This is a genomic window from Prauserella cavernicola, from assembly GCF_016595675.1.
In the GTDB taxonomy this organism is placed as follows: domain Bacteria; phylum Actinomycetota; class Actinomycetes; order Mycobacteriales; family Pseudonocardiaceae; genus Prauserella_A; species Prauserella_A cavernicola.
This window is the reverse complement of sequence record NZ_JAENJH010000007.1, coordinates 141,346-167,698: the sequence shown is the minus strand read 5'-3', so window position 1 is coordinate 167,698 and position 26,353 is coordinate 141,346. Positions and strand designations below refer to the sequence as shown.

The 26,353-nt window shown below is 71.2% G+C and carries 19 protein-coding genes; 6 read left to right on the top strand and 13 right to left on the bottom strand.

What is annotated here, in order from left to right:
* Positions 1–84: 84 nt before the first annotated feature.
* Genes JHE00_RS25095 through JHE00_RS25080 form a run of 4 tightly spaced genes read right to left on the bottom strand, consistent with a single transcriptional unit; the run spans position 85 to position 4,385 of the window.
* On the bottom strand, positions 85–870 hold the full coding sequence (locus tag JHE00_RS25095) for an IclR family transcriptional regulator (protein ID WP_200322437.1): 786 nt from the start codon (positions 868–870) through the stop codon (positions 85–87).
* Positions 810–2,588, bottom strand: a complete 1,779-nt coding sequence (locus JHE00_RS25090) for a cobaltochelatase CobT-related protein (RefSeq protein WP_200322435.1) — start codon at positions 2,586–2,588, stop codon at positions 810–812. Before JHE00_RS25090 ends, JHE00_RS25095 begins: the two co-directional genes overlap by 61 nt.
* Positions 2,585–3,550 (bottom strand): AAA family ATPase, encoded by a 966-nt coding sequence (locus tag JHE00_RS25085; protein ID WP_200322433.1) that lies wholly within the window; start codon positions 3,548–3,550, stop codon positions 2,585–2,587. The genes JHE00_RS25090 and JHE00_RS25085 overlap by 4 nt, the downstream gene beginning before the upstream one ends.
* A gap of 16 nt (positions 3,551–3,566) precedes the next feature.
* Positions 3,567–4,385, bottom strand: a complete 819-nt coding sequence (locus JHE00_RS25080; RefSeq protein ID WP_200322431.1) for an IclR family transcriptional regulator — start codon at positions 4,383–4,385, stop codon at positions 3,567–3,569.
* A 148-nt stretch (positions 4,386–4,533) separates the two neighbouring features.
* On the opposite strand from JHE00_RS25080, the gene xsc reads away from it, so the two are divergent.
* Positions 4,534–6,342: a sulfoacetaldehyde acetyltransferase gene (gene xsc, locus JHE00_RS25075; protein WP_200322429.1), complete on the top strand. Its 1,809-nt coding sequence runs from the start codon at positions 4,534–4,536 to the stop codon at positions 6,340–6,342.
* Positions 6,343–6,373: 31 nt separating this feature from the next.
* Here the strand turns inward: xsc and JHE00_RS25070 are convergent, their stop codons facing one another.
* Positions 6,374–7,291 carry a LysR family transcriptional regulator gene (locus JHE00_RS25070; RefSeq protein ID WP_200322427.1) on the bottom strand — a complete coding sequence of 306 codons (918 nt, stop codon included), beginning with the start codon at positions 7,289–7,291 and terminating at the stop codon, positions 6,374–6,376.
* A 109-nt stretch (positions 7,292–7,400) separates the two neighbouring features.
* On the opposite strand from JHE00_RS25070, the gene JHE00_RS25065 reads away from it, so the two are divergent.
* Genes JHE00_RS25065 through JHE00_RS25050 form a run of 4 tightly spaced genes read left to right on the top strand, consistent with a single transcriptional unit; the run spans position 7,401 to position 14,467 of the window.
* Positions 7,401–8,945: a 4Fe-4S dicluster domain-containing protein gene (locus tag JHE00_RS25065; RefSeq protein WP_200322425.1), complete on the top strand. Its 1,545-nt coding sequence runs from the start codon at positions 7,401–7,403 to the stop codon at positions 8,943–8,945.
* A gap of 30 nt (positions 8,946–8,975) precedes the next feature.
* Entirely contained in the window at positions 8,976–11,810 is a 2,835-nt protein-coding gene (locus JHE00_RS25060; protein WP_200322423.1) for a molybdopterin-dependent oxidoreductase, read from the top strand.
* Positions 11,804–12,913, top strand: a complete 1,110-nt coding sequence (locus JHE00_RS25055; protein WP_200322421.1) for an Mrp/NBP35 family ATP-binding protein — start codon at positions 11,804–11,806, stop codon at positions 12,911–12,913. Before JHE00_RS25060 ends, JHE00_RS25055 begins: the two co-directional genes overlap by 7 nt.
* 3 nt (positions 12,914–12,916) lie before the next feature.
* On the top strand, positions 12,917–14,467 hold the full coding sequence (locus JHE00_RS25050; protein WP_200322419.1) for a SulP family inorganic anion transporter: 1,551 nt from the start codon (positions 12,917–12,919) through the stop codon (positions 14,465–14,467).
* Positions 14,468–14,489: 22 nt separating this feature from the next.
* Here the strand turns inward: JHE00_RS25050 and JHE00_RS25045 are convergent, their stop codons facing one another.
* From JHE00_RS25045 to JHE00_RS25030, 4 genes are all read right to left on the bottom strand, one after another.
* Positions 14,490–15,377, bottom strand: a complete 888-nt coding sequence (locus tag JHE00_RS25045) for a succinate--CoA ligase subunit alpha (protein ID WP_200322417.1) — start codon at positions 15,375–15,377, stop codon at positions 14,490–14,492.
* Positions 15,377–16,537: a succinate--CoA ligase subunit beta gene (locus JHE00_RS25040; protein ID WP_200322415.1), complete on the bottom strand. Its 1,161-nt coding sequence runs from the start codon at positions 16,535–16,537 to the stop codon at positions 15,377–15,379. Before JHE00_RS25040 ends, JHE00_RS25045 begins: the two co-directional genes overlap by 1 nt.
* A 2-nt stretch (positions 16,538–16,539) precedes the next feature.
* On the bottom strand, positions 16,540–18,006 hold the full coding sequence (gene sauS / locus JHE00_RS25035; protein WP_307832091.1) for an acylating sulfoacetaldehyde dehydrogenase: 1,467 nt from the start codon (positions 18,004–18,006) through the stop codon (positions 16,540–16,542).
* 150 nt (positions 18,007–18,156) lie between these two features.
* On the bottom strand, positions 18,157–18,960 hold the full coding sequence (locus JHE00_RS25030; RefSeq protein ID WP_200322411.1) for an IclR family transcriptional regulator: 804 nt from the start codon (positions 18,958–18,960) through the stop codon (positions 18,157–18,159).
* Between the two features lie 126 nt (positions 18,961–19,086).
* Between JHE00_RS25030 and JHE00_RS25025 the strand changes: the two genes are divergently transcribed.
* Positions 19,087–20,127 carry a phosphotransacetylase gene (locus JHE00_RS25025; RefSeq protein ID WP_200322409.1) on the top strand — a complete coding sequence of 347 codons (1,041 nt, stop codon included), beginning with the start codon at positions 19,087–19,089 and terminating at the stop codon, positions 20,125–20,127.
* 21 nt (positions 20,128–20,148) lie between these two features.
* On the opposite strand, the gene JHE00_RS25020 is transcribed toward JHE00_RS25025, so the two are convergent.
* The 4 genes from JHE00_RS25020 to JHE00_RS25005 all read right to left on the bottom strand — a co-directional run bounded on the left by JHE00_RS25020 (position 20,149) and on the right by JHE00_RS25005 (position 26,351).
* Positions 20,149–21,489 carry an SLC13 family permease gene (locus JHE00_RS25020; RefSeq protein WP_200322402.1) on the bottom strand — a complete coding sequence of 447 codons (1,341 nt, stop codon included), beginning with the start codon at positions 21,487–21,489 and terminating at the stop codon, positions 20,149–20,151.
* Positions 21,490–22,098: 609 nt separating this feature from the next.
* A complete protein-coding gene (locus JHE00_RS25015) occupies positions 22,099–22,884 on the bottom strand; it encodes an enoyl-CoA hydratase/isomerase family protein (protein WP_200322400.1) in 786 nt (261 codons plus the stop codon).
* Complete coding sequence (locus JHE00_RS25010) at positions 22,884–24,143, bottom strand: CaiB/BaiF CoA transferase family protein (RefSeq protein ID WP_200322398.1); 1,260 nt, start codon at positions 24,141–24,143, stop codon at positions 22,884–22,886. The genes JHE00_RS25015 and JHE00_RS25010 overlap by 1 nt, the downstream gene beginning before the upstream one ends.
* A 51-nt stretch (positions 24,144–24,194) precedes the next feature.
* Positions 24,195–26,351, bottom strand: coding sequence for a hydantoinase B/oxoprolinase family protein (locus tag JHE00_RS25005; RefSeq protein ID WP_200322396.1), 2,157 nt, complete (start codon positions 26,349–26,351; stop codon positions 24,195–24,197).
* Positions 26,352–26,353: the final 2 nt, after the last annotated feature.

Sequence of the window (26,353 nt, the reverse complement as noted above, 5' to 3'; positions counted from 1 at the left end):
CGAATTGAGAAGGGGTCGGCGACCACCGAAATCCGGCCACCGTCAGTCCACAGTGGATCTTCGAGACCGCTAACAGCCCTGTACTCAGCGGGACATCATGCGGTCCACCGGCACGAACTGCGCGATCTCCTTTGAGGCCGTGACCGTGCGAGCACCGAGCTCTCTGACTCTGCGTGCGGGCATCCGCACCGCGGGTACCTGGATCACGAGTGCCGCGTGCGCTCTGCCGTCGGCATCGAGGATCGGAGCGCCGACGCAGCGCACACCGGCGACGTTCTCCTCCTCGTCGATGCTGTAGCCGCGCTCGCGGATCTCCTCGAGCTGCGTGGCGAGCTGCGCGGGCGTGCCCAGCGTGCGCGCGGTGATCTTCCGCAGGTGCCGCGGCAGCGCGGCGACGTAGTCCTCCACGTCGTCCGAGTACGCCAGGATCGCCTTGCCGGACGCCGTCGTGTACAGCGGGAACCGGGCGCCGGGGTGCTGTTCGAACCGCAGCGGCAGCGTCGACTGCACGCGCAGCATCACCACCGACTCGCCGCCCTCGCGCACCACGAGGTTCACCGACTCCTGCGTCTCGGCGTTGATCTGCTCGAGCACCGGCAGCGCCCGGTCCAGACCGAAGCCGCGTTGCGCCGCCTGGCCGAGCAGGATGGTCCCGGCGCCGAGGTAGTAGGCGTCCGTCCGGGGGTTGTGCGCCACCAGGCCGTCGGCCACGAGCGCGCGCACGATCCGGTGCGCGGTGCCGGGCGAGAGCCCGAGATGCTCGGCGATCCGGGTGATGCCCAGTTCGCCGGAGCGTTCGGCGAGCAGCTTCAGCACGGCGAGCGCGCGCCCGATGGCCTGAGTTCCCGCCGGCGCCTTCGCGTGCTCCATGCGCCGGATGGTACTGGTGCCGGGTCAGCGGTGGGTCTCGCGACCAGACCGAGGACGTCGCGAAACGGCCGGTACCCGGTGCGCTCGGCCGGATCGAGCACCACGCACCGGCGGTAGTACGAGCTCAGGTCCAGCCCCACGCCGAGTCCGTAGACCTCCACCGCGCCCTCCTGTTCGAGCGCACCGACCACCTCGCTCAGATGGTCGTCGAGGTAGCGCTGCCCGTTGGCCAGCGCGGTGGCGCCGTCGTGCGGGCTGCCGTCCGACACCACGAACACCAGCCTGCGAGCCACGTCCCGGGCTCTCGCGCGCTCGGCGGCCCACGCCACGGCCTCGCCATCGACGCCCTCACGGAAGAGGTCGGACTTGAGCAGACCCGCGATGGCGGGGCGGGCTCGCCGCCACGGCGTGCCGGCGTCCTTGAACACGAGGTGCGCGCGCTCGGTGAGCCTGCCGGGCCGCGCGGGGCGTCCCGCCCGCAGCCAGTCCCGGCGCGCCCGACCGCCGTGCCACGCGGCGGTGGTGAAGCCAAGGACCTCGCTCTCGGCGCCGATGAGGTCGAGTGCGCGGGCGAGGACGTCGACGAGCATCGCGACCGGTTCGGCGTGTTGCTTCATCGAGCCCGAGCAGTCGATCAGGAAGCTCACGAGCACGTCGGCCACCGGCTGGTCGCGTTCGACGCGGAACAGCCTGCGCTCGGTCGGCGAGCTGATCAGCCGCGCGAGCGCCCTGCCGTCGACGTGTCCCTCTTCCCTGGCGTCGTCCCAGCCGTCGCGCGACGGTGCGGCGAGCAGCGCCGTCAGCTCGCGCGCGAGCCTCGCCACGGCCACACCCTGGCGCTCGATGCGCCGGTCCAGGCGGGCGCGATACTCGGCCAGCGCCACGGGCCGCACGAGTGCGGCGACGCGTGTCTCGCGGTCGTAGGCGGTGGTGAACACGCGGTAGCGCCGCTCGCTGGACGCCGCTTCCGGAGCACCCGCCCGCGCCGCCACTCCCCCGTCGCCGTCACCGGGCGGCTGGCCGGGTTCGGTCAGCGACGCCAGCAGCGAGTCCGGCTCGTCACCGGTCTCCTCGTCCGCCGCTCCGGGATCGTCCCGCTCCAGCAGGGCGGCGACCCGCTCGGCGAGCGCGCGCGAGTGCTCGGCGAACGCGGTCTGGTCGGCCAGGGTCCGGCGCAGCCCCGCCAGGTCCGTGCCCAGCAGCGGAGCCAGCGCCGCCCTGGTCGGCTCGATCAGGTCCTCGGTCTCGGCCACCACCGGCTCTCCGGTCAGCCGGGCGCGGCAGACCTGCGCGACGGTGTAGAGCAGCAGACCGCGCGCGGTGCCGGTGAGGCCGTCGTCGTGGCAGGCCCGGGACCACGACTCGTGCCGGTGCCGGAGGTTGCGCCGCACGCCGGGAAACGTCGTGGGCACGAGCGACTCCGCCCGGAACTGCTCCAGCACGTCGAACACCCACCGCCGCACCCCGGGCTCCGGGCGCAGCCGGCGGTGCAGGTCGCCGTCGGTGCGCAGCAGGTGCAGCGCGACCCCGTCGGCCACGCCCCGCCACGACGAGGCGGCGTCGGTAGCGTCGGTGGCGGGCGCGCGCAGGTGCGGCGCGGCGGCGGGCACGGGACGGCGGCCGCGGTGTGGCCTGCCGCCGCGCAGGTGCACGTCGGGCTCGCCGCTGAGCGCCCTGATCGTCGCGGCGCCCAGCTCCTCCGCGCGCCGCGCGCTCACGCCGTGGCCGCGAGCGTGGCCGGGTGGAGCTCGCGGCCGAAGCAGCGCTGGAAGTACTCGGCAAGCAGCGGATGCTCCGCCTCGTCGCACTTGTTCACAAAGGACAGTCGAAATGCCGTGGCGGGATCGCCGAAGATGCCGGTGTTCTCGGCCCACGTGATCACCGTGCGCGGCGACATCACGGTGGACACATCGCCCGCGCGAAAGCCCGCCCTGGTGAGCGCGGCGACGGCGACCATCGCCGACACCAGCGCGCGGCCCGCGTCGTCGTCGAGTGCCGGGACGCGGGCCAGCACGATCGCGATCTCGTCGGCGGCGGGCAGGTAGTTCAGCGACGCGACAACGTCCCACCGGTCGAGCTGACCCTGGTTGAGCCGCTGCGTGCCGTGGTAGAGCCCGGTGAGGTTGCCCAGCCCCACGGTGTTGGCCGTGGCGAAGAGCCGGAACGACGGATGCGCCCGCAGCACCAGATTCCGGTCCAGCAGCGTGAACCGGCCCTCGCGTTCGAGCAGGCGCTGCAACACGAACAGCACGTCGGGCCTGCCCGCGTCGTACTCGTCGAGCACCAGCGCGACCGGGCCACGCAGCGCCCACGGCACGATGCCCTCGCGGAACTCGGTGACCTGCTTGCCCTCGCGCAGCACCACCGCGTCCCTGCCGACGAGGTCGAGCCTGCCGAGGTGACCGTCGAGGTTCACCCGCACGCACGGCCAGTTCAGCCGCGCGGCCACCTGCTCGACGTGACTGGACTTGCCGGTGCCGTGCAGGCCCTGCACGAGCACCCTGCGGTTGTGCGCGAAGCCGGCGAGCACCGCGAGCGTGACGTCGGGGTTGAACCGGTAGGCCTCGTCGACGTCCGGCACGTGCTCGGTTCGCTCCCGGAAGCCGTCCACCACCAGCGGCGAGTCGATCCCGAAGGCGTCCCGGACGCTGATCCGCTCACCGGGCAGGTCGGTGTCCATCTCCGGAGTGCCCCCTTCAGGACGTGGCGGTCTGGGTGTTCTCGGCGGCGCCCTCGGCCTCGATCCTGCTGATGGCCTCGGCCGCGCGTTGCAGCGCGGGCAGCGTGTGCAGTGCCTTGTCGGCGGTCAGCCGCATGACCGGAGCCTGCACGGCGACGGCGAGGTTGGAGCGGCCCGACGGCGCGGGCACCAGCACGGCGACGCAGACCAGGCCCGGCAGGAACTCCTCGTCGTCGAGCGCGAAGCCGTCCTTGCGCACGCGGGTGAACTCCTCCTCGAGCGCGTCGAGGCCGGTGACGGTCTTGGACGTGTAGGGCTTGAGCGGCGCGTGCGCGAGCAGCTTGGCGCGCTGGCTCGGGCTCAGCTGCGACAGGATCATCTTGCCGCTCGCGGAACAGTGCACCGGCACGCGCGAACCGGGCCGCAGGTAGAACCGCAGCGGCTCGGGCGTCTCGACACGGTCGAGGTAGACGATCTCGTTGCCGGAGAGCGTGGTGATGTTGCAGCTCTCGCCCAGCTCCTCGACGAGGTTCTTGAGCACCGCGTGCCGCGCCCCGTAGTGGGTGGCGTTGAGCAACAGGTTCTCGGCCAGTCTGCGCAGCCGCACGCCGGTGCCGTAGTGCCTGCCGTCGGCCTGCCTGATGAGCAGCCCCGCGCTCTCGAGCTGTTGCAGCATCCTGTGCAGCGTCGGTTTCGGCATGCCCGTCTCCGCGACCAGGCCCTGCAGGGTCACGAGCTCGTCCTTGCTCGCGATCAGCTCGAGCAGCGAGAACAGGCGCAGGGTCGGGGTCTCGCCGTTCAGGGCCGCGGGGTCGGGCTCGCGGATGAGCTCCACGGCACCTCCTAACGTCACGTGGTTCCAGAAACTAACACACTCCGTCTCGTTTTCCCGAAGATGACGTTGACCGACCCTCGTAGCTGACTTATGGTCAATTGGATCTCGGTTTCAGGAACAAACCGTCTCGATTTTTGGAGGAGCCGCAATGGCGCAGCGTAAGACCGGCGACGGCCGGACCGTGGTCGACGGCCGGGCGACCATGACCCCCTCCGAGGCGTTCGTGGAGACCCTCGTCGCCAACGGGGTCACCGACATCTTCGGCATCATGGGCTCCGCGTTCATGGACGCCATGGACATCTTCGCGCCCGCGGGCATCCGGCTGGTCCCCGTCGTGCACGAGCAGGGCGCCGCGCACATGGCCGACGGCTACGCCCGCATCAGCGGCAGGCACGGCGTCGTGATCGGGCAGAACGGGCCGGGCATCAGCAACTGCGTCACGGCCATCGCCGCGGCGTACTGGGCGCACAGTCCCGTGGTCATGGTGACCCCGGAGGCCGGCACGATGGGCATGGGCCTCGGCGGCTTCCAGGAGGCCAACCAGCTGCCGATGTTCCAGGAGTTCACCAAGTACCAGGCGCACGTCAACAACCCGCGCCGCATGGCCGAGCTCACCGGGCGCGCCTTCGATCGCGCGATGGCGGAGATCGGCCCGACCCAGCTCAACATCCCGCGCGACTACTTCTACGGCGAGATCGAGGCCGAGATCCCCGACCCGCAGCGGCTCGACCGCGGCCCCGGCGGCGACCAGAGCCTCAACGAGGCCGCGGAACTGCTGGCCTCCGCCGAGTTCCCGGTGATCATCTCCGGCGGCGGCGTGGTGATGGCCGACGGCGTCGAGGAGTGCACGGCGCTCGCCGAACGGCTCGGCGCTCCGGTGGTGAACAGCTACCTGCACAACGACTCGTTCCCCGCCAGCCACCCGCAGTGGTGCGGACCGCTGGGCTACCAGGGGTCCAAGGCCGCCATGAAGCTGATCTCCCAGGCCGACGTGGTGGTGGCGCTCGGCTCGCGGCTCGGGCCGTTCGGCACGCTGCCGCAGCACGGACTGGACTACTGGCCCACCAACGCCAAGATCATCCAGATCGACGCCGACCACCGGATGCTGGGCCTGGTCAAGAAGATCACCGTCGGCATCTGCGGCGACGCGAAGGCCGCCGCACTCGCGCTCACCGAACGGCTGGCCCACCGCACGCTGGACTGCGACGCCACCAGGCAGCAGCGGGCCGCCACGATGACGGCGGAGAAGGACGCGTGGGAGGCCGAGCTCACCGCCTGGACCCACGAGACCGACCCGTTCAGCCTCGACATGATCGAGGAACAGGGCCAGGAGGACGGCAACTGGCTGCACCCGCGAGAGGTGCTGCGCGAGCTGGAGAAGGCCATGCCCGCGCACGCCATGGTGTCCACCGACATCGGCAACATCAACTCGGTCGCCAACAGCTATCTGCGGTTCGAGGAACCGCGCAGCTTCCTGGCCCCGATGAGCTTCGGCAACTGCGGGTACGCGCTGCCCACCGTCATCGGTGCCAAGGCGGCGGCACCCGACCGGCCCGCCATCGCCTACGCGGGCGACGGCGCGTGGGGCATGAGCATGGGCGAGATCATGACCTCGGTGCGCCACGACATCCCCGTGACGGCCGTGGTGTTCCACAACCGCCAGTGGGGCGCGGAGAAGAAGAACCAGGTCGACTTCTACGACCGGCGGTTCGTGGCGGGCGAGCTCGACAACGAGAGCTTCGCCGGCATCGCCAGGGCGATGGGTGCCGACGGGATCATCGTGGACAAGATCGAGGACGTCGGCCCCGCGCTGACCAAGGCCGTCGACGCCCAGCTGAACGAGGGCCGCACCACGGTGATCGAGGTGATGTGCACCAGGGAGCTGGGCGACCCGTTCCGGCGCGACGCGCTCTCCAAGCCGGTGCGCCACCTGCCGAAGTACCAGGACTACGTGTAACACCCTGGCCGGGGAACCGTCCGGTGTGGACTCACCGGGCGGGCCCCGCGCCCGCGGCCGCGACGACATCGCGCAACGCGGGCGAGAGCTGCTCCCCCGCACGCAACACGAGGCGCAGCGAGCGGTGCAGGTCCAGACCCGACGTCGGCACCACCACGAGCTTGCCTCTGGCCACGTCCTCGGCCAGGGCGAGCGAACTGAGCACGGCGGGGCCGAGTCCCGCCTCCACCGCGGCCTTGATCGCCGTGGTGGACGACAGTTCCAGCACGGGAGCGGGTCCGGCGGGGTGGCCGAGGCGGTCGAGCTCGTGCTCGAGCACGTAGCGCGTGCCCGACCCCGGCTCGCGGCAGATCAGCGCGGTCGCCGCGAGTTCGGCGGCGCACACGGGCGCGCCGCGGCGGGCCCAGTGGTGTTCGGGGTGCACGACGAGCAGCAGCTGGTCGGAGGCCACCACCTCGGAGTCCAGTTCCTCGGCGGGTTCGGCGCCCTCGACGAAGCCGAGGTCCACCGCACCACCGAGCACCAGCTCCGCGACCTTGGCGGAGTTCACCACCTGCAGGCCGATTCCCGTGTCGGGCCTGCGCCTGCGCAGTTCGGTGAGCCAGCCGGGCAGGAGGTACTCCGCGATGGTCATGCTGCAGGCGAGCTGGATCCGGCTCTCCTGCTGGTCGCGCAACGCGGTGATGCCGGCGTCGAGCGCGGCCGCCGCGTCGATGACCCGGCCCGCCCAGTCCGCGATCACGGCGCCCTCGTCGGTCAGCCGCGATCCGGCGGCCGAGCGCACGATCAGCGCGACTCCCGTCAACCGTTCCATGTTCCGGATCCGCGACGCCGCCGCGGGCTGCGAGATCCCGTGCTCGCGCGCGGCCTTACCGAGACTGCCCAACCGCGCGACGCTCAGCAGGAGGTCCAGTGCACCGATCTCGGGCACGCGCGGCGGCAGTGGCACGCCCACACGGTACTGCAAAGTCTGACTTGGGAGTACCCAGAATCGACGTTGGTACCGGGTGCTCGCAACCAGAACTAACGTCACTGTGCGTCATCACTTCGGAGGTGCCATGCGCTACGGCTTCGCGATCGACCAGAGTACGTGCATCGGTTGTCACGCCTGCACCGTGGCGTGCAAGACCGAGCACGACGTGCCCGTCGGTCAGTTCCGCACCTGGGTGAAGTACGTCGAGTCCGGGGAGTTCCCCGCGACCACCCGCGACTTCGGCGTCATGCGGTGCAACCACTGCACCGACGCACCCTGCGTGACGATCTGTCCCACCCAGGCACTGTTCACAAGGGACGATGGCATCGTCGACTTCGACAACGAGCGCTGCATCGGCTGCAAGGCGTGCATGCAGGCCTGCCCCTACGACGCCATCTACCTCGACGAGGACACCCACACCGCGGCCAAGTGCAACTTCTGCGCCCACCGCGTGGACGAGAACCTCGAACCGGCGTGCGTCGTGGTGTGCCCGACGCACTCGATCTGGGTCGGCGACCTCGACGACCCGGACAGTGGCATCGCCAAGCTGGTCAACGAGAATCCCACCCAGGTCAGGGCTCCCGAGCAGAACACGCGCCCGAACGTCTTCTACCTCGGCGCCGACCGCGCGGTGCTGGACCCGCTCGCGGCCCCCACCGGGGACACGTACCTGTGGGCGCGGCCCGACGAGCACCGCCGGAGCGCGTCGACCGACCTGCGCACCGACCCGGTGACCCAGGCGCGCACCACGCTCAACACCGCGCACCCCCGGCCGTGGGGCTGGCGCGTGACGACGTATCTCTGGACCAAGGCCGCGGGCGCGGGCGCGATGCTGATCGCCGCGCTAGCCCACCTGCTCGGTGTCGAACTCGGTGGGCTCGGCGACGTCGTGGCCCCCGCGCTCGGCGTCGCCGGGCTCGCCATCACCGGCGTGCTGCTCGTGTGGGACCTCAAGCGACCGGAACGGTTCCTCTACATCTTCCTCAAACCCAATCCGCGCTCGTGGATGTTCTGGGGCTCGGTGGTGCTCGCCGTCGCCGCGGCGGTGTTCACCGCGTGGCTCGCCACCGGCGTCCTCGCCGCGACGGGCGTACTGGGCGGTGCGACGGCGGACGCGATCCTGACCGGACTGGCCGTGCCCGCGCTGGTCTCCGGGGTGCTGACCGCCGGCTACACCGGATTCCTCTTCGGCCAGGCCGAGGGCCGCGACCTGTGGCAGTCGCCGCTGCTGTTCTGGCACCTCGTCGTGCAGGCCGTCATGACCGGCGGCGGCGCGCTCACCATCGCCGCGCTCGCGGCCGACCCCGTTCCCGCCGCCCGCACGCTACTGCTCGCGTCGCTGACACTCGGCGCGGGCTGCCACCTGGTGATGACGCTGCTCGAGTACCTCGGTCGGCACACCACCGCGCACGCGGCCGCCGCCGCGCACATGGTCACCTCGGGCCGCTACGCCCGCCTGTTCTGGGGCGGCGGAATCGGTCTCGCCGCGCTGGGCGGCGTGCTCGCCACGGCGGGCTGGGCCGGTGGCCCCCTGGTGCTCGCGGCGGCGGGCGGGCTCGTGGTGCAGGCCGCGCTGCTCGCCTACGAAAGCGTGTTCGTCCGCGCAGGGCAAGACGTCCCGTTGTCCTGACCCACCACCGTCGAGAGGAGCGCGACGACCATGAGCGCGACCGAACCCGTACTGCCCGGCTCCCGCCACCACGAGCATCTGCGCAACTTCCCCCCGGTATCCGACTGGGATCACCACGTCGAGTACGACGCGAAGGCGCACCCGCGCAAGGTCCCGCACTCCTACCTGCTCGTGCCCACCACGTGCTTCAACTGCGAGAGCGCCTGCGGCCTGCTGGCCTACGTCGACAAGGACGACCTCTCCGTCAAGAAGCTCGAGGGCAACCCCGCCCACCCCGGCTCGCGCGGCCGCAACTGCGCCAAGGGACCGGCCACCATCAACCAGATCAACGACCCCGAGCGGATCCTGTACCCGCTGCGCCGCACCGGTGAACGCGGCGGGGGCGGCTGGGAACAGGTGAGCTGGGACCAGGCGCTCGACGACATCGCGGCGCGCATCCGCACGGCGATCGTCGAGGACCGCCACGACGAGGTCATGTACCACGTCGGCAGGCCGGGCGAGGACGGCTTCGCCGAACGGTTCCTCACCGCCTGGGGCATCGACGGCCACAACACCCACACCAACATCTGCTCCTCGGGAGCACGGTTCGGGATGTCGCTGTGGACCGGCTACGACCGGCCCTCGGCCGACCACGCCAACGCCAAGGTGATCCTGCTGCTGTCGAGCCACCTGGAGACCGGGCACTACTTCAACCCGCACGCACAGCGGATCATGGAGGGCAAGCAGTCCGGCGCCAAGCTCGTGGTGCTCGACCCGCGCCTGTCCAACACGGCCTCGCACGCCGACGTCTGGCTCACGCCGTGGCCCGGCAGCGAGGCGGCGATCCTGCTGTCCGTCGCGTCGTTCCTGCTGCGCACTCGCCGCCTCGACGAGGACTTCGTGCGCCGCTGGTTCAACTGGAGCACCTACCTCACCGAGCTGCATCCCGACTCCCCCAACGACTTCGAGACCTTTCTCGACCGCCTCACCGAGGACTACGCGGGCTACACCTTCGAGTTCGCCGCCGAGGAGGCCCAGATCCCGGCCGACCGGATCGCCGAGATCGCGGAGCTGGTGGCCGACTGCGACGGGCGGCTCTCCGCGCACATCTGGCGCGCCGCGGCCGCGGGCAACCTCGGCGGCTGGCAGGTGGCCCGCGCGCTGTGGTTCGTACTCGGCCTCACCGGCAGCATCGGCGCCAGGGGCGGCACGAGCCCCAACGGCTGGCACAAGTTCATCCCGCACGGCCCCGACAAGCCGCAGGCGCACGAACGGTGGAACGAGCTGATCTGGCCGCGCGACTACCCGTTGTCCACCAACGAGATGTCGTTCCTGCTGCCGCACTTCCTGGCCGAAGACCGGGGCAGGCTCGAGGTCTACTTCTCGCGCGTCTACAACCCGATCTGGACCAACCCCGACGGCTTCACCTGGATCGAGCAACTGTCCGATCCGGACAAGGTCGGCCTGCACGTGGCACTGACGCCGACATGGTCGGAGACCGCCGAGTTCGCCGACTACGTGCTGCCGATGGGCCACGCGAGCGAGCGGCACGACACGCACTCCTACGAGACGCACGCCGGCCGGTGGCTCGGTTTCCGGCAGCCGGTGCGCCGCGTGGCCATGGACAAGCTCGGCCTGCCCTACACCGACACCCGCGACGTCAACCCCGGCGAGGTGTGGGAGGAGAACGAGTTCTGGTTCGAGCTGTCGTGGCGCATCGACCCCGACGGCTCGCTCGGCATCCGCCGCTACTTCGAGTCGCCGTACCGGCCCGGCGAGAAGATCACCGTGGACGAGTACTACCGGTGGGTCTTCGAGAACCAGGTCCCCGGGCTGGCGAAGAAAGCGGCCGACGAGGGCATGGAGCCGCTGGAGTACATGCGCCGCTACGGCGTGGTCGCGCTCGACGACGAGGTGTACCGCGTCGACGAGCGCCCGGTGCCCGGCGACCAGCTGGACACGGCGACCGCCGACGAGGCCGGTGTGCTGCGCACGCCGGTGACGCCGGACTCGGTGGCCCCGGTCGTGGGCGAGGCGGGCGCGGTCGGGCTCCGGCACGAGGACGGCAGCGCCACCGTGGGCTGGCCGACGCCGTCGCGCAAGCTGGAGGTGTACTCCACGGCGATGCGCGACTGGGGCCGCCCGGAGCGGGCCACGCCCGGCTACCTGCGCTCGCACGTGGCCAGGAGCGAGATCGACATCGAGTCGGGTGAGCTCGTGCTGGTCCCGACGTTCCGGCTGCCGACGCTGATCCACACTCGCTCCGGCAACGCCAAGTACCTCAACGAGATCTCCAACACCCATCCGCTGTGGCTCAGCACGCTCGACGCCGCCCGGCACGGTGTGGTCACCGACGACCTGGTGCGCATCAGCACCGAGATCGGCTACTTCGTCGCCAGGGTGTGGGTCACCGAGGGCATCCGCCCGGGCGTCTGCGCGCTGTCGCACCACATGGGCCGCTGGCGCCTGCATCCCGGAGAGGGCAGCCGGTGGAGCTCCGGCATGGTCGAACTGTCCCATCCGGACGGTGAGCACACGTGGCTGCTGCGCCACCGCGGCGGTGTCGCGCCGTTCGACTCGGCCGACCCGGACTCGAGCCGCATCAGCTGGGAGGACCCGGGCGTGCACCAGAACCTCGCGTTCGCGGTGCACCCCGACCCGGAGTCGGGCATGCACTGCTGGCTGCAGAAGATCACGCTGGAGTACGCACACCCCGGTGACCGGTACGGCGACGTCTACGTGGACACCCGCCGCTCCAGTGAGGTCTACCGCGACTGGCTCGCGCGGGCCCGCCCCGACCTCGGTCCAGAGGGGCGACGGCGGCCCGAGTTCATGATGCGGCCGCTCGCGCCGACGCTGCGCGGCTACCGGGTGCCGGAATGCTGACGCGGCGCGCGGCGGTCGACCAGGACGCGCTGCGCGAGGCCGTGGGCGCCGTGCGGGACCCGGAGATCCACCGTGGACTCGCCGAACTGGGCATGCTCCGCGACGTCACCACCGACCGACGGGGCACCGCGCGCATCGCGGTGGCGCTGACGACGCCGTCGTGCCCGCTCACCGACCGGCTGCGGGCCGACGTCACCGCCGCGGCCTCGGCGGTGCCGGGCGTCTCCGGTGTCGAGGTGAGCTTCACGACGCTGTCCGAGGGCGAACGCCTCGCGCTGGCCCGGCGCCTGCGCGAGCAGCAACCGGCGCGGCTGGGCGACGACACCCGCGTCTACGCGGTCGCCAGCGGCAAGGGCGGTGTCGGCAAGTCGTCGGTCGCGGCGAACCTGGCCGTGGCACTGGCCCGTGAGGGCAAACGCGTCGGGCTGCTCGACGCCGACGTGTGGGGCTACTCGGTGCCGCAGCTGTTCGGCATCCGCCGCAGCCCCGTCGCGCTCAAGGGACTGATGCTCCCGGTCGACGCGCACGGCGTGCGGCTGATGTCGGTCGGGTTCCTCGTCGGCGACGGCGAACCCGTGGTGTGGCGGGGACCCATGCTGCACAAGGCGCTCGAGCAGTTCCTCACCGACGTGCACTGGGGCGAGCTCGACGTGCTGCTGCTCGACCTGCCACCGGGCACGGGCGATGTCACGCTGTCGCTGCTGGAGCTGCTCCCCCAGGCCGCGCTGCTGGCGGTCACCACGCCCCAGGTGAGCGCGCAGGCCGTGGCCTCTCGCGCCGGGCGCATGGCCGCCGACCTGCGCATGCCGCTGGCCGGGGTCGTCGAGAACATGTCGGAGCTCGTGTGCGACGGCTGCGGCGAGTCGACCGCGCTGTTCGGTTCCGGGGGCGGGCAACGGCTCGCCGACGAGCTCGGCACCGAGCTGCTGGCCCGCGTCCCGCTCGACACGGCGTTGCGGCGTGCGGGCGACGACGGGGTGCCGGTGGTGGCGGGTGCGCCGGACGCGCCGTCGGCGCTGGCGCTCACCGACCTCGCGGCGCGGCTGCCCGTGGTGCGCCGGAGCCTGTCCGGGCTCGCGCTGCCGCTGTCGGTCGTGCGCTGAACCGTGCGATTTCCCCGACCGTCGCGGCGCTCCGGCCGATCCGGTGCCAGGACCCTGCCCTACGACGTCATCGCGGGCATCAGCGTGGCGATGGTCGGGCTCCCGCAGTCGCTGGCCTATGCCGAGCTCGCCGGGATGCCGCCCGTCGCCGGCCTCTACGCCGGCGCGCTGCCGCCCGTGCTCGCGGCGCTGTTCGCGTCCTCGCCCTACCTGCAGACCGGCCCGGTGGCGATCACCGCGCTGCTCACGTTCGGCGCACTGAGCACCGTCGCCACCCCGGGCAGCCCCGAGTACCTCGGCCTCGGGCTGGCACTGGCCCTGGTGATCGGCGTGGTGAGGGTGCTGCTCGGGTTGCTGCGCGGCGGCTGGCTCGCCTACTTGATGTCGCAGCCGATGCTGCTCGGGTTCGTGCCCGCCGCCGCGGTGCTCATCTCCGCGTCCCAGCTGCCGAAGGCGCTGGACGTCACCCCGCCCGACGAGGCCAACGACCTCGTGGCCGCGGTGTGGAGCCTCGCGCATCCCGCGCTGTGGAGCCCCGCCGCGCTGGCGGTCACCGCGGGCACGGTGCTCGTGATCCTCGGCGGCAGACGACTGCACGCCCTGTTCCCGGGCGTACTCGTGGCGACCGTGCTCGGCATCGCGCTCTCGGCGGCGGGCCTCTACGGCGGGTCCGTGGTGGCCGAGGTGCCGTCGGGGCTGCTGCCGTTCACGCTCGGCGACATCCCGTGGGACCGCCTGCCCTCGCTCATATTTCCCGGGGTGATCATCGCGCTGATCGGCTTCACCGAGGCCGCGTCGATCTCCCGGCGGTTCGCGGCCGAGGACGGCAGCCGCTGGAACTCCAACCGCGAGTTCATCAGCCAGGGCGTCGCCAACCTGACCGCCGCCGCGGTGGGCGGGATGCCGTGCGGGGGCTCGTTCTCCCGCAGTTCGGTGAACCGCATGTCGGGTGCGCGCACACGCGTCTCGGGTGCCGTCACGGGCCTCACCGTGCTGGCGTTCCTGCCCTTCGCCGCCGTGCTGGAGCCACTGCCGCTGGCGGTGCTCGGCGCGATCGTGATCGTCGCGGTGACGGGGCTGCTCAAGTTCCGGCCGCTGATCCGGCTGTGGTCGATCTCCCCGCCGCAGGCCGCGATCGCGTGGACGACGTTCGTGGCGACGCTCGTGCTCGCGCCCCGCCTCGACCTCGCGGTGCTCATCGGCGTCGCGCTGTCGCTGGCGGTGTTCCTGTGGCGGCTGATGCAGCTGGAGGTCGACGTCGCCGTGCACGAGGGCCTGCTGACCCTCGCACCGCGCGGCGTGCTGTGGTTCGGCACCGCGCAACGGCTCGAAGCGATGCTGCTCGATCTGCTGGGCACCCGCTCGGACCTGGTGACACTGCGGCTGGACCTCACCCGGCTCGGGCGTATCGACACCACGGGCGCGCTGGTGCTGCGCTCGATCGCGGACCAGGCCCGCACAGCCGGGCTGGAGGTCGAGCTGCGCGGCATCCCGCCCCAGTCCCGGCAGCTGACCGACCGGATCGTGACGCCGGGGACGAGCCCGCTGGACTGACGCGGGCCCGTCCCGACGGCCGTCAGACCGCGACGCCCGGCAGGACTCCCGCGGCCTTCAGAGCGTCGCCAATTCCGCTGGGCAGGTCCACCACCGCGGCGCCCGCCGACGTCAGCGCGTCCACTTTGGAGGTACCGCTGCCCTTGCCCGCGCTGACGATCGCGCCCGCGTGCCCCATCCGGCGATCCGGCGGAGCGGAGCGTCCCGCGATGAAGGCCACCACCGGCTTGCGCATCGTGGCGATGTAGTCGGCCGCGTCCTCCTCCATCGAGCCACCGATCTCGCCCACTAGCACCACCGCCTCGGTGCGCTCGTCGGCGTCGAGCTCGCGCACGGCGTCGAGCGTCGTGGTGCCCAGGATGGGGTCGCCGCCGATGCCGATGAACGCCGACTGCCCGTAGCCCGCGCTCACGAGGTTGAGCGCCACGAGCGTGCCGAGGCTGCCGCTGCGCGAGATCACCCCGATCGATCCCGGCCGGAAGATGTTGCCCGCGAAGCCGGGCATGATGCCCACCGAGGCCACGCCCGGCACCACCAGCCCGGCCGTGTTGGGGCCGAGCACCTGCGCGTCACTGTCACGCGCCTCGCCGAGCACGTGCATCACGTCCTGGTACGGCACGTGCTCGGTCAGCAGCACGATCTTGCGCACGCCCGCCGAGATGGCGTCGCAGGCGGCCTTGCGCACCGCCAGCGGCGGCACGAACAGCACGGACACGTCGAGCCGGTGCTGCCGCGCGGCCTCGGCCACCGAGTCGTAGACCGGCACGCCGCCGACCTCGCGTCCGCCCTTGCCCGGGCTCGCGCCCGCCACGATTCGCGTGCCGCACTCGGCCATGCGCTCGGCCCAGAACGAGCCCTGCCTGCCGGTGAGCCCCTGCACGACCACGTTGTCCCGCTCGGAAACCAGCATCAGCCCGCCACCTTTCCGGCGGGCGCCGCCGCCGCGATCGCGGCCCGCACCGCGTCGTCCATCGTGTCGTAGGGATCCACGCCGAGCCGCTCGCGCACGAGCCGGATCGCCTTCTCCTCGCCCGTGCCGTGGATCGAGAAGAAGATCGGCAGCTCCGGGCGCAGCTCCTCGATCGCGGTGAGCACACCCTCGGTCATCACGTCGGTGCGCGCGAACGCGCCGCAGAAGTTCACCACGAGGCTGCGCACCCGCGGGTTGTCGAGCACGAGCCGCAGCGCAGGGGTGGCCTTGGTGTAGGCGTCCCCGCCGATCTCGAGGAAGTTGGCCGGCGTGCCGCCGTAGTGGGTCACCGCGTCCAGCGTCGTCATCGTCAGGCCCGCGCCGTTGGCCAGCACGCCGACCTCGCCGTCGAGCTCCAGGAACTGCAGACCGAGGTCACGCCCCCGCCGTTCGAGCTCGGTGCCCGTGGCGTCCTGGTCCGGCACCAGGTCGGCGACCAGCTCCGCGTGCCTGCCGAGCGCGCCGGGGTCGAGCGAGATCTTGGCGTCGAGCGCCACGACGTCGTCGGCCGACGTGACCACCAGCGGGTTCACCTCGACCAGTTCGGCCTCGACGGTGCGGTAGAGGCGGTACATCGTCAGCAGCGCCGCGCTCGCCTGCTCCTCCACGCGCTCGCCGAGGCCGAGGCCCTCCACCAGCGCCCGTGCCGACGCGGCGGTGAGCCCGGTGCGGATGTCCACCGCCAGCCTGCGGATCAGCTCCGGATCGCGCGCGCCGATCTCCTCGATGTCCATGCCGCCCGACGGGCAGAACAGCACCAGCGGGCCCTTGGTGGCGGGGTCGTTGAGCACCGACGCGTAGAGCTCCCTGGCGATGTCGGCGCTCTGCTCCACGAGCACCGCGTCGACGGCGTTGCCACCCAGCTCACTGCCGAGCAGTCCCGCGGCGGCCTCGCGCGCTTGCGCGGGATCGTCGGCGAAGACGATGCCGCCTGCCTTGCCGCGTTTACCGGCGGGCACCTGCGCCTTGAGCGCGACCCGGCAGCCCAGCACCGCGGCGGCCTGTTCGGCGGCCTCCGGCGTGGTCGCGACGCGGCCTCGCGGAACCGGCAGCCCGGCCTGTGCGAGCAACTGCTTTCCCTGGTGTTCCAAGAGATTCATGGTCACCGCCCGTAGGTCTCGTGGTAGTGGCCCCACAGCGCGTCCTCGGTGGGAACGCGGGGCGGGATGACCCGGGCGAGCCGGGTGATGTTGAGGAAGTGCCGGTACGAGAGGTTGTCGCTGATGCTGTTGCCCGCCCACGTCCCGGCACCCATCGTGAGCGTGAACCCGAGTCCGTTGTCGAACCCGCCGCCCGTGCCGAAACAGTGCGCCTGGTTGACCAGCACACGCGCCACCCTCAGCCGCTCCGCCACCGTGCGGGCGTGTGCCTCGGTGGCGGTGTGGATACCGCACGAGTGACCGGCGCCCTGGAAGTCCAGCAGCCGCTGGATGCGCTCCAGCGCACCGTCGAGGTCGTCGAAGCGGTACACGGTGAGCACGACCGAGAGTTTCTCGCCGCTGAACGGGAACTCCGGGCCGACGCCGTCCTCCTCGACGAGGAAGAACCGCGCCGAGCGCGCCTCGACGGAGTCCAGTCCGGCCAGCGCGGCGATCTTGCCTGGCGACTGCGCGGTGATGGCGCCGCTGAGCTTGCCTTCCGGCCACATCACCGCGGCGAGGCGGTCCTTCTCCTGCGCCGTCAGCAGGTACCCGCCCTGCTCCGCCAGCTCGCGCAAGGTCTCGTCGTAGACGGCCGTGTGGACGTGCACGGAGTTCTCCGACGAACAGCTCGTGGCGTTGTCGAACGTCTTGCTGCGCCTGATCTTCTCGGCCGCGGCGGGTACGTCGGCGTCAGCGTCGACGATCACCGGCGCGTTGCCCGCGCCGACGCCGATGGCCGGGGTGCCGCTGCTGTAGGCCTGGCGGACGTTGCGCTGCGATCCGGTGACCACCACCAGATCGGCCTGGCGCATCAGTTCGTGGGTGAGCGCCTTGCTCGGCTCCGCCAGGTACTGCACCAGGTCCCGCGGCGCGCCGATCTTGTCGAGCTCGGCGTGGAAGTACTCCACGAGCAGCGCGCACGTGGACGCGCCCTTGGGCGAGGGCGAGAGGATCACGGCGTTGCCGCCCTTGAGCGCCATCATGGTCTTGTTCGCCGGGGTCGCGGCGGGGTTGGTGGACGGGCACACGGCGGCGACCACGCCGACCGGTTTCGCGAACTCGGTGATGCCGTCGCCGGGGTTCTCGGCGATGACGCCCACCGACTTCGCGCCGGTCAGATCGCGCAGCGTGCCGAGCGTCTTGCGCTGGTTCTTGGCGATCTTGTCGTCGACGTTGCCGAGCCCGGTGTCGCGCACGGCCAGCTCGGCCAGCTCGCGGGCCCGGTCCGGCCGGTAGATCGCCCAGGCGATACCCGCCACGACGTCGTCCACCCGTTGCTGGTCGTAGTCCGCGAAGACCTGTTGCGCCGAGCTGGCTCTCGCCACCAGCGCCGCGACGGTATCCGCAGCGGAATCGTCCTGTGTCTGCATGGCCTGGCGTCCCTTCTGACGTGGCCGCGCGTCGTCGCGACGCTGCGACTGACTCACACATGACCGGCGGGTTCCCGGCGTAGCCCTACCAGTTGTTGTTTCACATATTGGTAGGTGATTTCACAAAACTACGAGGGACCACGAGCCGAGTCAACGCCCGGTCACACGGGCGCCGATGTGCGTTAGGTCACGCGAGAAGGGGCCGGCTCAGAAGGTGTGACCGGGAGGCAACAGGGCGGAGATCTCCTTGGCCGCGCGCATCGCGACCGGCCCGAGCTCGTCGAACCGTTCGTCCGGCACGCGCACGGCGGGAGCCTGGATGGCGATCGCGGCGCGCGCGATCCCGCCGCCGTCACAGATGGGAGCGCCGACGCAGCGCACGCCCAGCGTGAGCTCCTCATTGTCGATGCTCCACCCCCGGGCGCGCGTGTGCTCCAGCTCGGAGCGCAGCTCCTTCGGGGTCGCGAACGTGTTGGGAGTCAACCGTTCCATCCGCTTCACACCGCGCAGCACGCGCTGCTCGGTCTCGCCGTTGAAGGCGAGCAGCACCTTGCCCATCGACGAGGCGTGCAGCGGCACCCGGGTGCCGGGCGGCTGGGTGAACCGCAGCGGCTCCGCCGACTCGATGCGCTCCACGACCACGGCGGTCGCCCCCGACAGCACGCCGAGGTTCACCGACTCGCCGGTGCTCGCGGCCACGTGCTGCAACACCGGGTACACCACGTCGAGACCGAAGTTGCGGTGCGCGGCCTGGCCGAGCAGCAGCGCGCCGGTGCCGAGGTAGTACCGCTCGCTGTCCTCGTTCTGGGCCAGGTACCCCTCGCTGACCAGAGCGCGCACGATGCGGTGCGTGGTGCTCACGTTGAGGCCGAGCTCCTTGGAGATGACTCCGACCCCGAGATCGCCGCGGTGCTCCCGGAACAGGTGCAGCACGGCGAACGCGCGCGAGATGGTCTGCGCACCGACCACGGAGCCGCCCCCGGGCCGCGCGTCACGATCTTCGGCGGACATGACACCTCCTGTCACATGTTGGAATCAGCGTACTCCTCCGCGTTGACAGTCGGCGCCAACCTCCCTTAGCGTCCGACTTTGGAATGTCTTGCCACATTGTGAAATAAGCCGGGAGGGCGGGGGCCGATGAGTGGTGCGCACGCGACCCGGCCGGCTCCGCCCGGCACCGAACCGGAGGGCGAGCTCGTCGCGCGCTGGCGGAGCCTGCTGGCCGGCAGCGCGACGCGTGTCGTGCTGGCCGATGGCGAGGACCTGCGCGCGATCGAGGCGGCTCTGCGGCTGCACGAGCAGGGCGTGCACGGCGTGCGCCTGCTCGGCGACCCCGACCGGGTCGGTGCCACCGGCGTCGCGGTGCCCGGTGAGCTGCTGCTCGACCCCGCCGACCTGGCCGTCGACGCGCGCGTCGACGGCGCCCTGCGCGCGGCGTTCGCCGGACAGCCGCCGGAACGCCTCGCGGCCGCGGCCGGCGACCCGCTCCACCTCGCGGTCGCGGGACTGCGCGCCGGGGTACTGGACGCCTGCGTCGCCGGAGCCGCGCGCCCCACCTCCGACGTGCTGCGCGCCGGCATGCGCGTGCTCGGACCCGCCCCCGGCGTGCGCTACGTCAGCAGCACCTTCCTGATGCTGCTGCCCGACGGCCGGGTACTCGCCTTCGCCGACTGCGCCGTGCTGCCCGACCCCGACACCCACCAGCTCGCCGACATCGCCGTGGCCGCCGCGCGCACGTTCCACGACCTGACCGCGCAACCGCCCGTGGTCGCGATGCTGTCGTTCAGCACGCAGGGCAGCGCCAGCCACCATTCGGTCGACAAGGTGCGCGCGGCCACGAGCCTCGTGCGCGAGCGGCTGCCCGGCGTCCCCGTGGACGGTGAGCTGCAACTCGACGCCGCGCTCGTGTCCACAGTGGCCCAGGCCAAGGCGCCGCGGTCGGCGGTGGCGGGCCAGGCCAACGTCCTCGTGTTCCCCAACCTCGACGCGGGCAACATCGGATACAAGATCGCCGAGCGGCTGGGCGGCGCGACCGCGCTCGGCCCGATCGTGCAGGGCCTGCGCGCGCCGCTCAACGACCTCTCGCGCGGCTGCAGCAGCCGCGACATCGAGATCATGGCGATGATCAGCGGGGTCCAGGCCCTCGGCGCGCGCGAGACGCACCGAGGGCCCGCCTGAACCGGCCGTGTCCACGGGCGCTCAGAGCACCACGAAGATCAGCCAGCTCAGCAGCGGCGCCAGCGCGATCACGACCACGGACCACAACAGCAGGCTCCGGAAGAACTTCTTCGGATCCATGCTGCGCTGGTTGGCGACCAGGAGCGCGCCGTTGGTCGACAGTGGACTGACGTCGACGACGCTGGAGGCGATGCCGATGGCACTGATCGTGCCCAGCATCGGCAGCATGCCCTGATCCAGCAGCGGCACGGCCAGCGGGATCGAGGCGCCCAGCACACCGGCCGTCGAGGCGAACGCGGAGATCACCCCGCCGATGTAGCACGCGGCCAGCGCCGTCAGCAGCGGGTTTCCACCCGAGGTGAGCAGGTCGCTGAGGAAGTCGATCGTGCCGAGTTCCGACAGCACGCCGACATAGGTGAGCACGCCGCACACGAGCAGCACCGCGCCCCACGGCAGGTTCTTGATGCACTCGCTGTAGCGGTCGGGCGACAACAGAGTCAGCGCCACGCCCAGGGTGAGCGCGACGAAGCCGACGTCGAGCCCGAACAGCATGGTGCTGAGCACCAGTCCGATGATGGCGACGATCGTCGCGAGCTGGTGCAGCGTGTCGCGCCGGCTCGGCGGCGCGGGCGGCTCGTCGCCGGTGGCCTCGTTGTCGCCGGTGTCGCCGGTGTCGCCGGTGGTGACCCCGCCCGAGGGCGCGGCCATCGCGCCCGGGCCGCCCGTGCTCGCGGTGACCGCCTCGCGCTGACGCTGGCGCACCAGCCGCACGCCGCCGAAGACCACGAACACGATGCCCGCCACCACGACGTTGAACAGCATGCTGTTGAGGAACAGCCCCATGGGATCCCGCGGAAGTCCGTTGTCGCTGAGCAGGCCGTTGGCGATGGCGCCGAACGGGCTCAGCGGCGAGAACGCGCCCGCCGTGGCGCCTTGCACGACCATGAGTCCCATCAGCAACGGGTTCACCTTGTGCTGCGCGGCGAAGCGCAACGCGATCGGCGCGACGATGGCCACCGCTGCCGCGCTGAGCGCGCCCGCGGCAGCGACGAACGCCGCGAGCAGGAACATCAGCCAGGGAATCGCCGCGACGCGATTGCCCACCAGCTTCATCGAACCGTCGATGATGCGTTGCAGCGTGCCGTTCTCCTGCGCGAGCGCGAAGAGATACGTGACGCCCACGATGAGGATGAACAGACTGCCGGGAAAGCCGCCGATGATCGCGTCCACGTCCAGGCCGCCGAACCCGGCGCCCACCACGAACGCGGCGACCAGCGCCAGGATGCCCAGGTTGATGGACAGGAACGAGGCCAGTACGAACATGCACACGAGTACCAGCAAGGAGAGAACTTGCACGTTCACGATTCCACGACTCCGTCCTCATTGACCGGTCGGGTTTCTCACCGCGCCGTCCACGCGGTGACAGTGCTCCCCCTCGCCGCGGCGTCGCGGCGTCTCGCCCCTGCGTTCGGGACTGTGGTTTCGGTCACCCAAGCTAGATATGTTGGAACCGCATGTCAATATTTGAAATTAACTCGGGGAGGACGGAAACACTCCGGGAGGGAAAGTCCTGGCGACACACGTTCCGCGTGCCGGAGCGGGCGCGACCGCGTAACCAGCCCGCGTGGCTGGAGACGGCAACGTGAGTGGGGCGACCGGGGACCGCTGCGTCGTTGCCCGGGCCCGGGCCCGGGCCCGGGCCATCCTCGGTGAGCACGGTCATCAGCAGCGGATGAGCGGGTGCTCGAATCTCGTCGCGCCCCGGTCCAGATGAGGGGCTACAGCACCATGCCACCCACTATCGCCGGGTTCCCGATCGGGTCCTCATCGACCGGACCGCGTTCGTCCCTTTCTGGCGCGCGAGCGGCCTTCCACCGGGGCCAGTATGCACATCAGGCGCTGCCGGACCAGCCGCCGACCGGAACGGGAGCCGTCACGTTCCGGTCGGCGGGGTTCACCCCGCTGGGCGGCTCAGCTCCCGGGCCGCCGCGACGGGAAGTCCGGCTCGCGGCGCTGCGCGAAAGCCCCGAGACCCTCGCGGGCATCGGGTGAGGTGAAGGCCTTCTGCCCGTACAGGGCCTCGCTGTGGAAGGCCTGGTCCTGCGGGAGGTCGCCGAGCCGCAGCACCGCTTCCTTGATCGTCGCGAGCGCGGTCCCGCTCTTGCGCACCAGTCGCTGGGCGTGCGCGTGGGCGGTCTCCAGCAGTTGCGACGCGGGCACGACCTGGTTGAGCAGGCCGTAGCGCAGCGCCCGCTCCGCCGGGATCCGCTCACCGGTGAGCATCAGCTCCATCGCCCACACGTATGGGATCTGGCGCGTGAGCCTGGTGAGCGTGCCGCCCGCGGGCACCACCCCGACGCCGCTCTCCGGCAGGCCGAACTCCGCGGTGTCGGCGGCGATCCGGAGGTCGGTGGACAGCATGATCTCGAAGCCACCGCCGAGGCACAGACCGTTGATCGCGGCGATCACCGGCTTGAACAGCGTCGTGTGCTTCTGGTGCGCGCCATCCCACTCCGAGATGTCGAACCGCCCCTCCGCGAGCGCGGGGATGGACTCGGTGAGGTCGGCACCGACGCAGAAGGCCCGGTCCCCGCTGCCGGTCAGGATCGCGACGGCGAGCGAGTCGTCGTCGCGGACCTCGGCGAACGCCGCACCGAGCTCCTCGTACATCGCGAGGGTGAGCGCGTTGAGCTTGTCCGCCCGGTCGAACCGGATGAGCGCCACCGCACCGTCCCGCTCGAGGGTGACCCCCGCCATCAGATGGCCCCGTTCTCGCGCAGCCGCGCGATCTCCTGGTCGTCGAGGTCGGCGAGCGCCCGCAGGACCGAGTCGGCGTGCTCGCCGACCTTCGGCGCGAGCCCGCGCGGCTCGGTGGGGGTGCCGCCGAGCTTGATGGGCGAGCCGAACATCCGCAGCTCTCCGAACTCGGGGTACTCGACGTCGACGATCATGTCCCTGGCCGCGATCTGCGGATCCGCCACGACCTCGCCGATGTTCTTGATCGCGCTCAACGGCACGGCGTCGCCGACGATCTCCTCCAGCTCGGCCTTCGTCTTGTCCTCGAACCACGTGTGCAGCACCGGCCGGACCCGGCGTTCGTAGACCTCGGGGTCGAACCGTTTCGCCATGGTGTCGATCTCGGGGTCGTCCGCGAGCTCCGGCTGTCCGAACAGGTGGCAGGACAGGCGCCAGAACTTGTCCGTGTAGCCACCGAAGAACACGAACCCGTCCTGGCACGGATAGAGCTCGTAGGGCTTGACGAACGGGTGCTCGTTGCCCAGCGGGCCGGGCACCGTGCCCTCGACCGTGTGGGACACGACGGCGTTCTCGGTCAGGCTGAGCACCGAGTCCTGTTGCGACACGTCGACCAGCTGGCCCTGCCCGGTCTTCTCCGCGTGCCGCAACGCGGCCAGCGTGCCGATGACGGCGTACAGCGTCGCCGACAGGTCACCGATGATGGTGCCCACCCTCGCGGGCGGCCGGTCTCCGAACCCGTTCATCGACCACAGCCCGCCGGTGGCCTGTGCGCTGTTGTCGTAGGCGGGACGGCGCCGGTACGGACCGGTCTGCCCGTACCCGGAGATCGCCGTGTAGACCAGCCCCGGGTTCTCGGCCCGCAGCACGTCGTAACCGACGCCGAGCTTGTCCATGGTGCCCGGCCGGAAGTTCTCGACCAGGACGTCGGCACGCCGCACCAGCTTGGTGAGCAGCTCCTTGCCATCCGATGTGGACAGATCGATGGTCAGCCCGAACTTGTTGCGGTTGTACTGCGCGAAGAACCCGCTGAACTCCTCGCCCTCACCGGACGTGAGCTTCGGCGGGAAGTCCCTGGCGTAGTCCGGGTCCCTGGGGTTCTCGATCTTGATCACCGTGGCACCGAGGTCGGCCAGCAGCATCGAGCAGAACGGCCCCGCCACGACCCGGGTGATGTCCAGGACGACGATGCCGCGCAGCGCTCCTTCGGACAGCCCGCCCGGCAGCATTCCGGCGAGCAGGCCGCCGTCGTCGATAGTCATGTTCGCCCCTACTTCCCAGTGCTCTTCGCAGTGCTCTTCGCAGTGCTGTCGTCAGTTCGCGGCGTCCACCCGGATGCGGGCCTCCAGGAGGGTGCCGCACGAGGGACTGTAGAACTCGTCAATGAGCACCCGGCGGCCCTCGGCGCGCGGACGCACCCGGACTCCGTGCTCGGCGAGCCGGTCGGAGGCCACGTGGGTGACCTTGCGCGCGCCGTCGTGCCAGTCGTCACCGGTGCCGAGCCGCGCACCGCTCGCGGGCACGTACCAGCCCTCGGCGTCGCGGCGCGGCGCCGAGGAACCGGCGGGGGACGCCGGGGGAACCTGTGCCGAGGGAGCACCGCCGAGCCGGTCCTTCCTGAGGGCGGCCCTGGCCTCGCCCGTGGCGTGCTCGTCGGCGGCACCGTCGGCGGCGGTGTCGACGACGACGCCGTAGGTCCCTCGCGCGGTCTCGGCGGTGACGTAGCCGTCGCGAACGTCGGCGGCGACGAGCCGCGGATCGCGCAGGAGCGGGTCGCCGTAGCCGCCACCGCCCGCGATCCACTGCACCAGCACGTCGCCGGAGCCGATCGTCACCGACTGCTGGTTGATGGCGAGCAGGTGCTTCTCCTCGGCGCCGAGCGTGTCCCTGGTCGGCACCCTGCCCTCGGCCAGCAGCCCGGCGACGTCGGTCCGCCGCCACACCTCGTGCCCGCTGCCGCCGCCCGGCAGTCCGCCGCCGAAGCCGTCTGCCACGACCTGGGCACTCGGGGCGAAGACCGTCTGCGTCACCTCCCGCGCGCCGTGCAGCGTCCAGGCGAAGCGCAGGCCCAGCCCGCCGCGGTGGGCGCCGTGGCCTGCGCTCTCGGTGTTGAGCTGCTTCCACAGGTAGAGCACCGGGTACAGCATCTCGTTCATCTCGACGTCCGGCAGCATGTTGTTGACCTGCGTCATCATCCCGGCGCAGTCGAGGCCGTCGAGCTCAGGCTGGGCGCCGGAGCCCATCCCGCCACCGTCCATGTTGAACAACACGAAGTACTCGCCGTCGTCGCTCGTGCCCGCCGAGATCCCGCCGGTCCACGAGTCGCCCCACACGCCCTGCGTCCGGTCGCGGACGGTGCCGTCGTCGCTGCCGCGGCACGCCTGGTTCATGAGCTTGGTGACCACCCGGCTGACACGTGCCCCGGTGGTGAGGTGCCCGTTGCTGATCGGCGCGGGCGGGCGCGGGTTCACGATGGAGCCGGGCTCGGCCACGATGTCGAACGCGGTCATGACGCCCTCGTTGAACGGGACGTCCCACGCGAGGATCGGCACGACCGCGGACGCGACACTGCCCACCAGCGCACCGTAGCTGCAGTTGACGAAGCCGTCGGTCTGCTCGCTGGAGCCGGTGAAGTCGAAGCTGATCTGGTCGCCGTGCTTGGTCATGGTGCACGCGACGCGGTAGAGCTCGTCGACGTGCCCGTTGTGCTCGGTCCACTCCTCCGCGGCGTAGGTGCCGTCGGGGATCTGGGCGATGCGGTCGCGAACCACCTGCTCGGCCAGCTGGAACGACAGGTTGGTGTAGTCGCGGAACTGCGGCAGCCCGAACTCCTCGATCGTGCCCAGCAGCCGCCTGATGCCGGTGTTGTTGCTCGCCACCAGGCTGCGCACGTCGTTCCAGAACAACGCGGGCACACGGACGTTGTTGAGCAGCAGCCTGCGCACCCACTCGACGGGCTCACCCCGGTCGAAGATCTTCACCCCCGGCGGCAGCCGCAGGGCCTCGGCGTAGCAGTCGTGCGCGCCGGGCGCGAACCCGCCGGGCGTCATGCCGCCGACGTCGACCAGGTGCGCCTGCGACTGCGCCCAGCCGATGAGCTCGTCGCCGTGGAAGATCGGCGAGATCACGTTCGTGTCCGGCGGATGGCTCGCACCGGCGGTGTGCGGGTCGTTGCAGATGAAGGCGTCACCGGGCGCCAGCGGCTCGCCCTCGATGACCTCGACCAGGTTCTGCACGGCCACGCTGCCCGATCCGATGTGGAACTGGACGTAGTCGGAGTAGGCGTAGATGCGGCCCGTCGGGTCGAACAGCGCGGTGTTGAAGTCGCCGGCCTCGGTGATCACCGGCGAGCCCGAGGAGCGGATCATCGCGATGCCCATCTCCTCCACGATGGAGTCCAGGCGCATGCGGATCACCTCGAGGGTGACCGGGTCGTATCCCTCGGGCAGGGTCTGCGGGGTGCTGGTCATGG

Coding starts and splice junctions, on each gene's coding strand:
- JHE00_RS25095 (WP_200322437.1), bottom strand. CDS start 870: ATGGAGCACGCGAAGGCGCCGGCGGGAACTCAGGCCATCGGGCGCGCG.
- JHE00_RS25085 (WP_200322433.1), bottom strand. CDS start 3,550: ATGGACACCGACCTGCCCGGTGAGCGGATCAGCGTCCGGGACGCCTTC.
- xsc (WP_200322429.1), top strand. CDS start 4,534: ATGGCGCAGCGTAAGACCGGCGACGGCCGGACCGTGGTCGACGGCCGG.
- JHE00_RS25065 (WP_200322425.1), top strand. CDS start 7,401: ATGCGCTACGGCTTCGCGATCGACCAGAGTACGTGCATCGGTTGTCAC.
- JHE00_RS25060 (WP_200322423.1), top strand. CDS start 8,976: ATGAGCGCGACCGAACCCGTACTGCCCGGCTCCCGCCACCACGAGCAT.
- JHE00_RS25055 (WP_200322421.1), top strand. CDS start 11,804: ATGCTGACGCGGCGCGCGGCGGTCGACCAGGACGCGCTGCGCGAGGCC.
- JHE00_RS25045 (WP_200322417.1), bottom strand. CDS start 15,377: ATGCTGGTTTCCGAGCGGGACAACGTGGTCGTGCAGGGGCTCACCGGC.
- JHE00_RS25040 (WP_200322415.1), bottom strand. CDS start 16,537: ATGAATCTCTTGGAACACCAGGGAAAGCAGTTGCTCGCACAGGCCGGG.
- JHE00_RS25030 (WP_200322411.1), bottom strand. CDS start 18,960: ATGTCCGCCGAAGATCGTGACGCGCGGCCCGGGGGCGGCTCCGTGGTC.
- JHE00_RS25025 (WP_200322409.1), top strand. CDS start 19,087: ATGAGTGGTGCGCACGCGACCCGGCCGGCTCCGCCCGGCACCGAACCG.
- JHE00_RS25015 (WP_200322400.1), bottom strand. CDS start 22,884: ATGGCGGGGGTCACCCTCGAGCGGGACGGTGCGGTGGCGCTCATCCGG.
- JHE00_RS25010 (WP_200322398.1), bottom strand. CDS start 24,143: ATGACTATCGACGACGGCGGCCTGCTCGCCGGAATGCTGCCGGGCGGG.
- JHE00_RS25005 (WP_200322396.1), bottom strand. CDS start 26,351: ATGACCAGCACCCCGCAGACCCTGCCCGAGGGATACGACCCGGTCACC.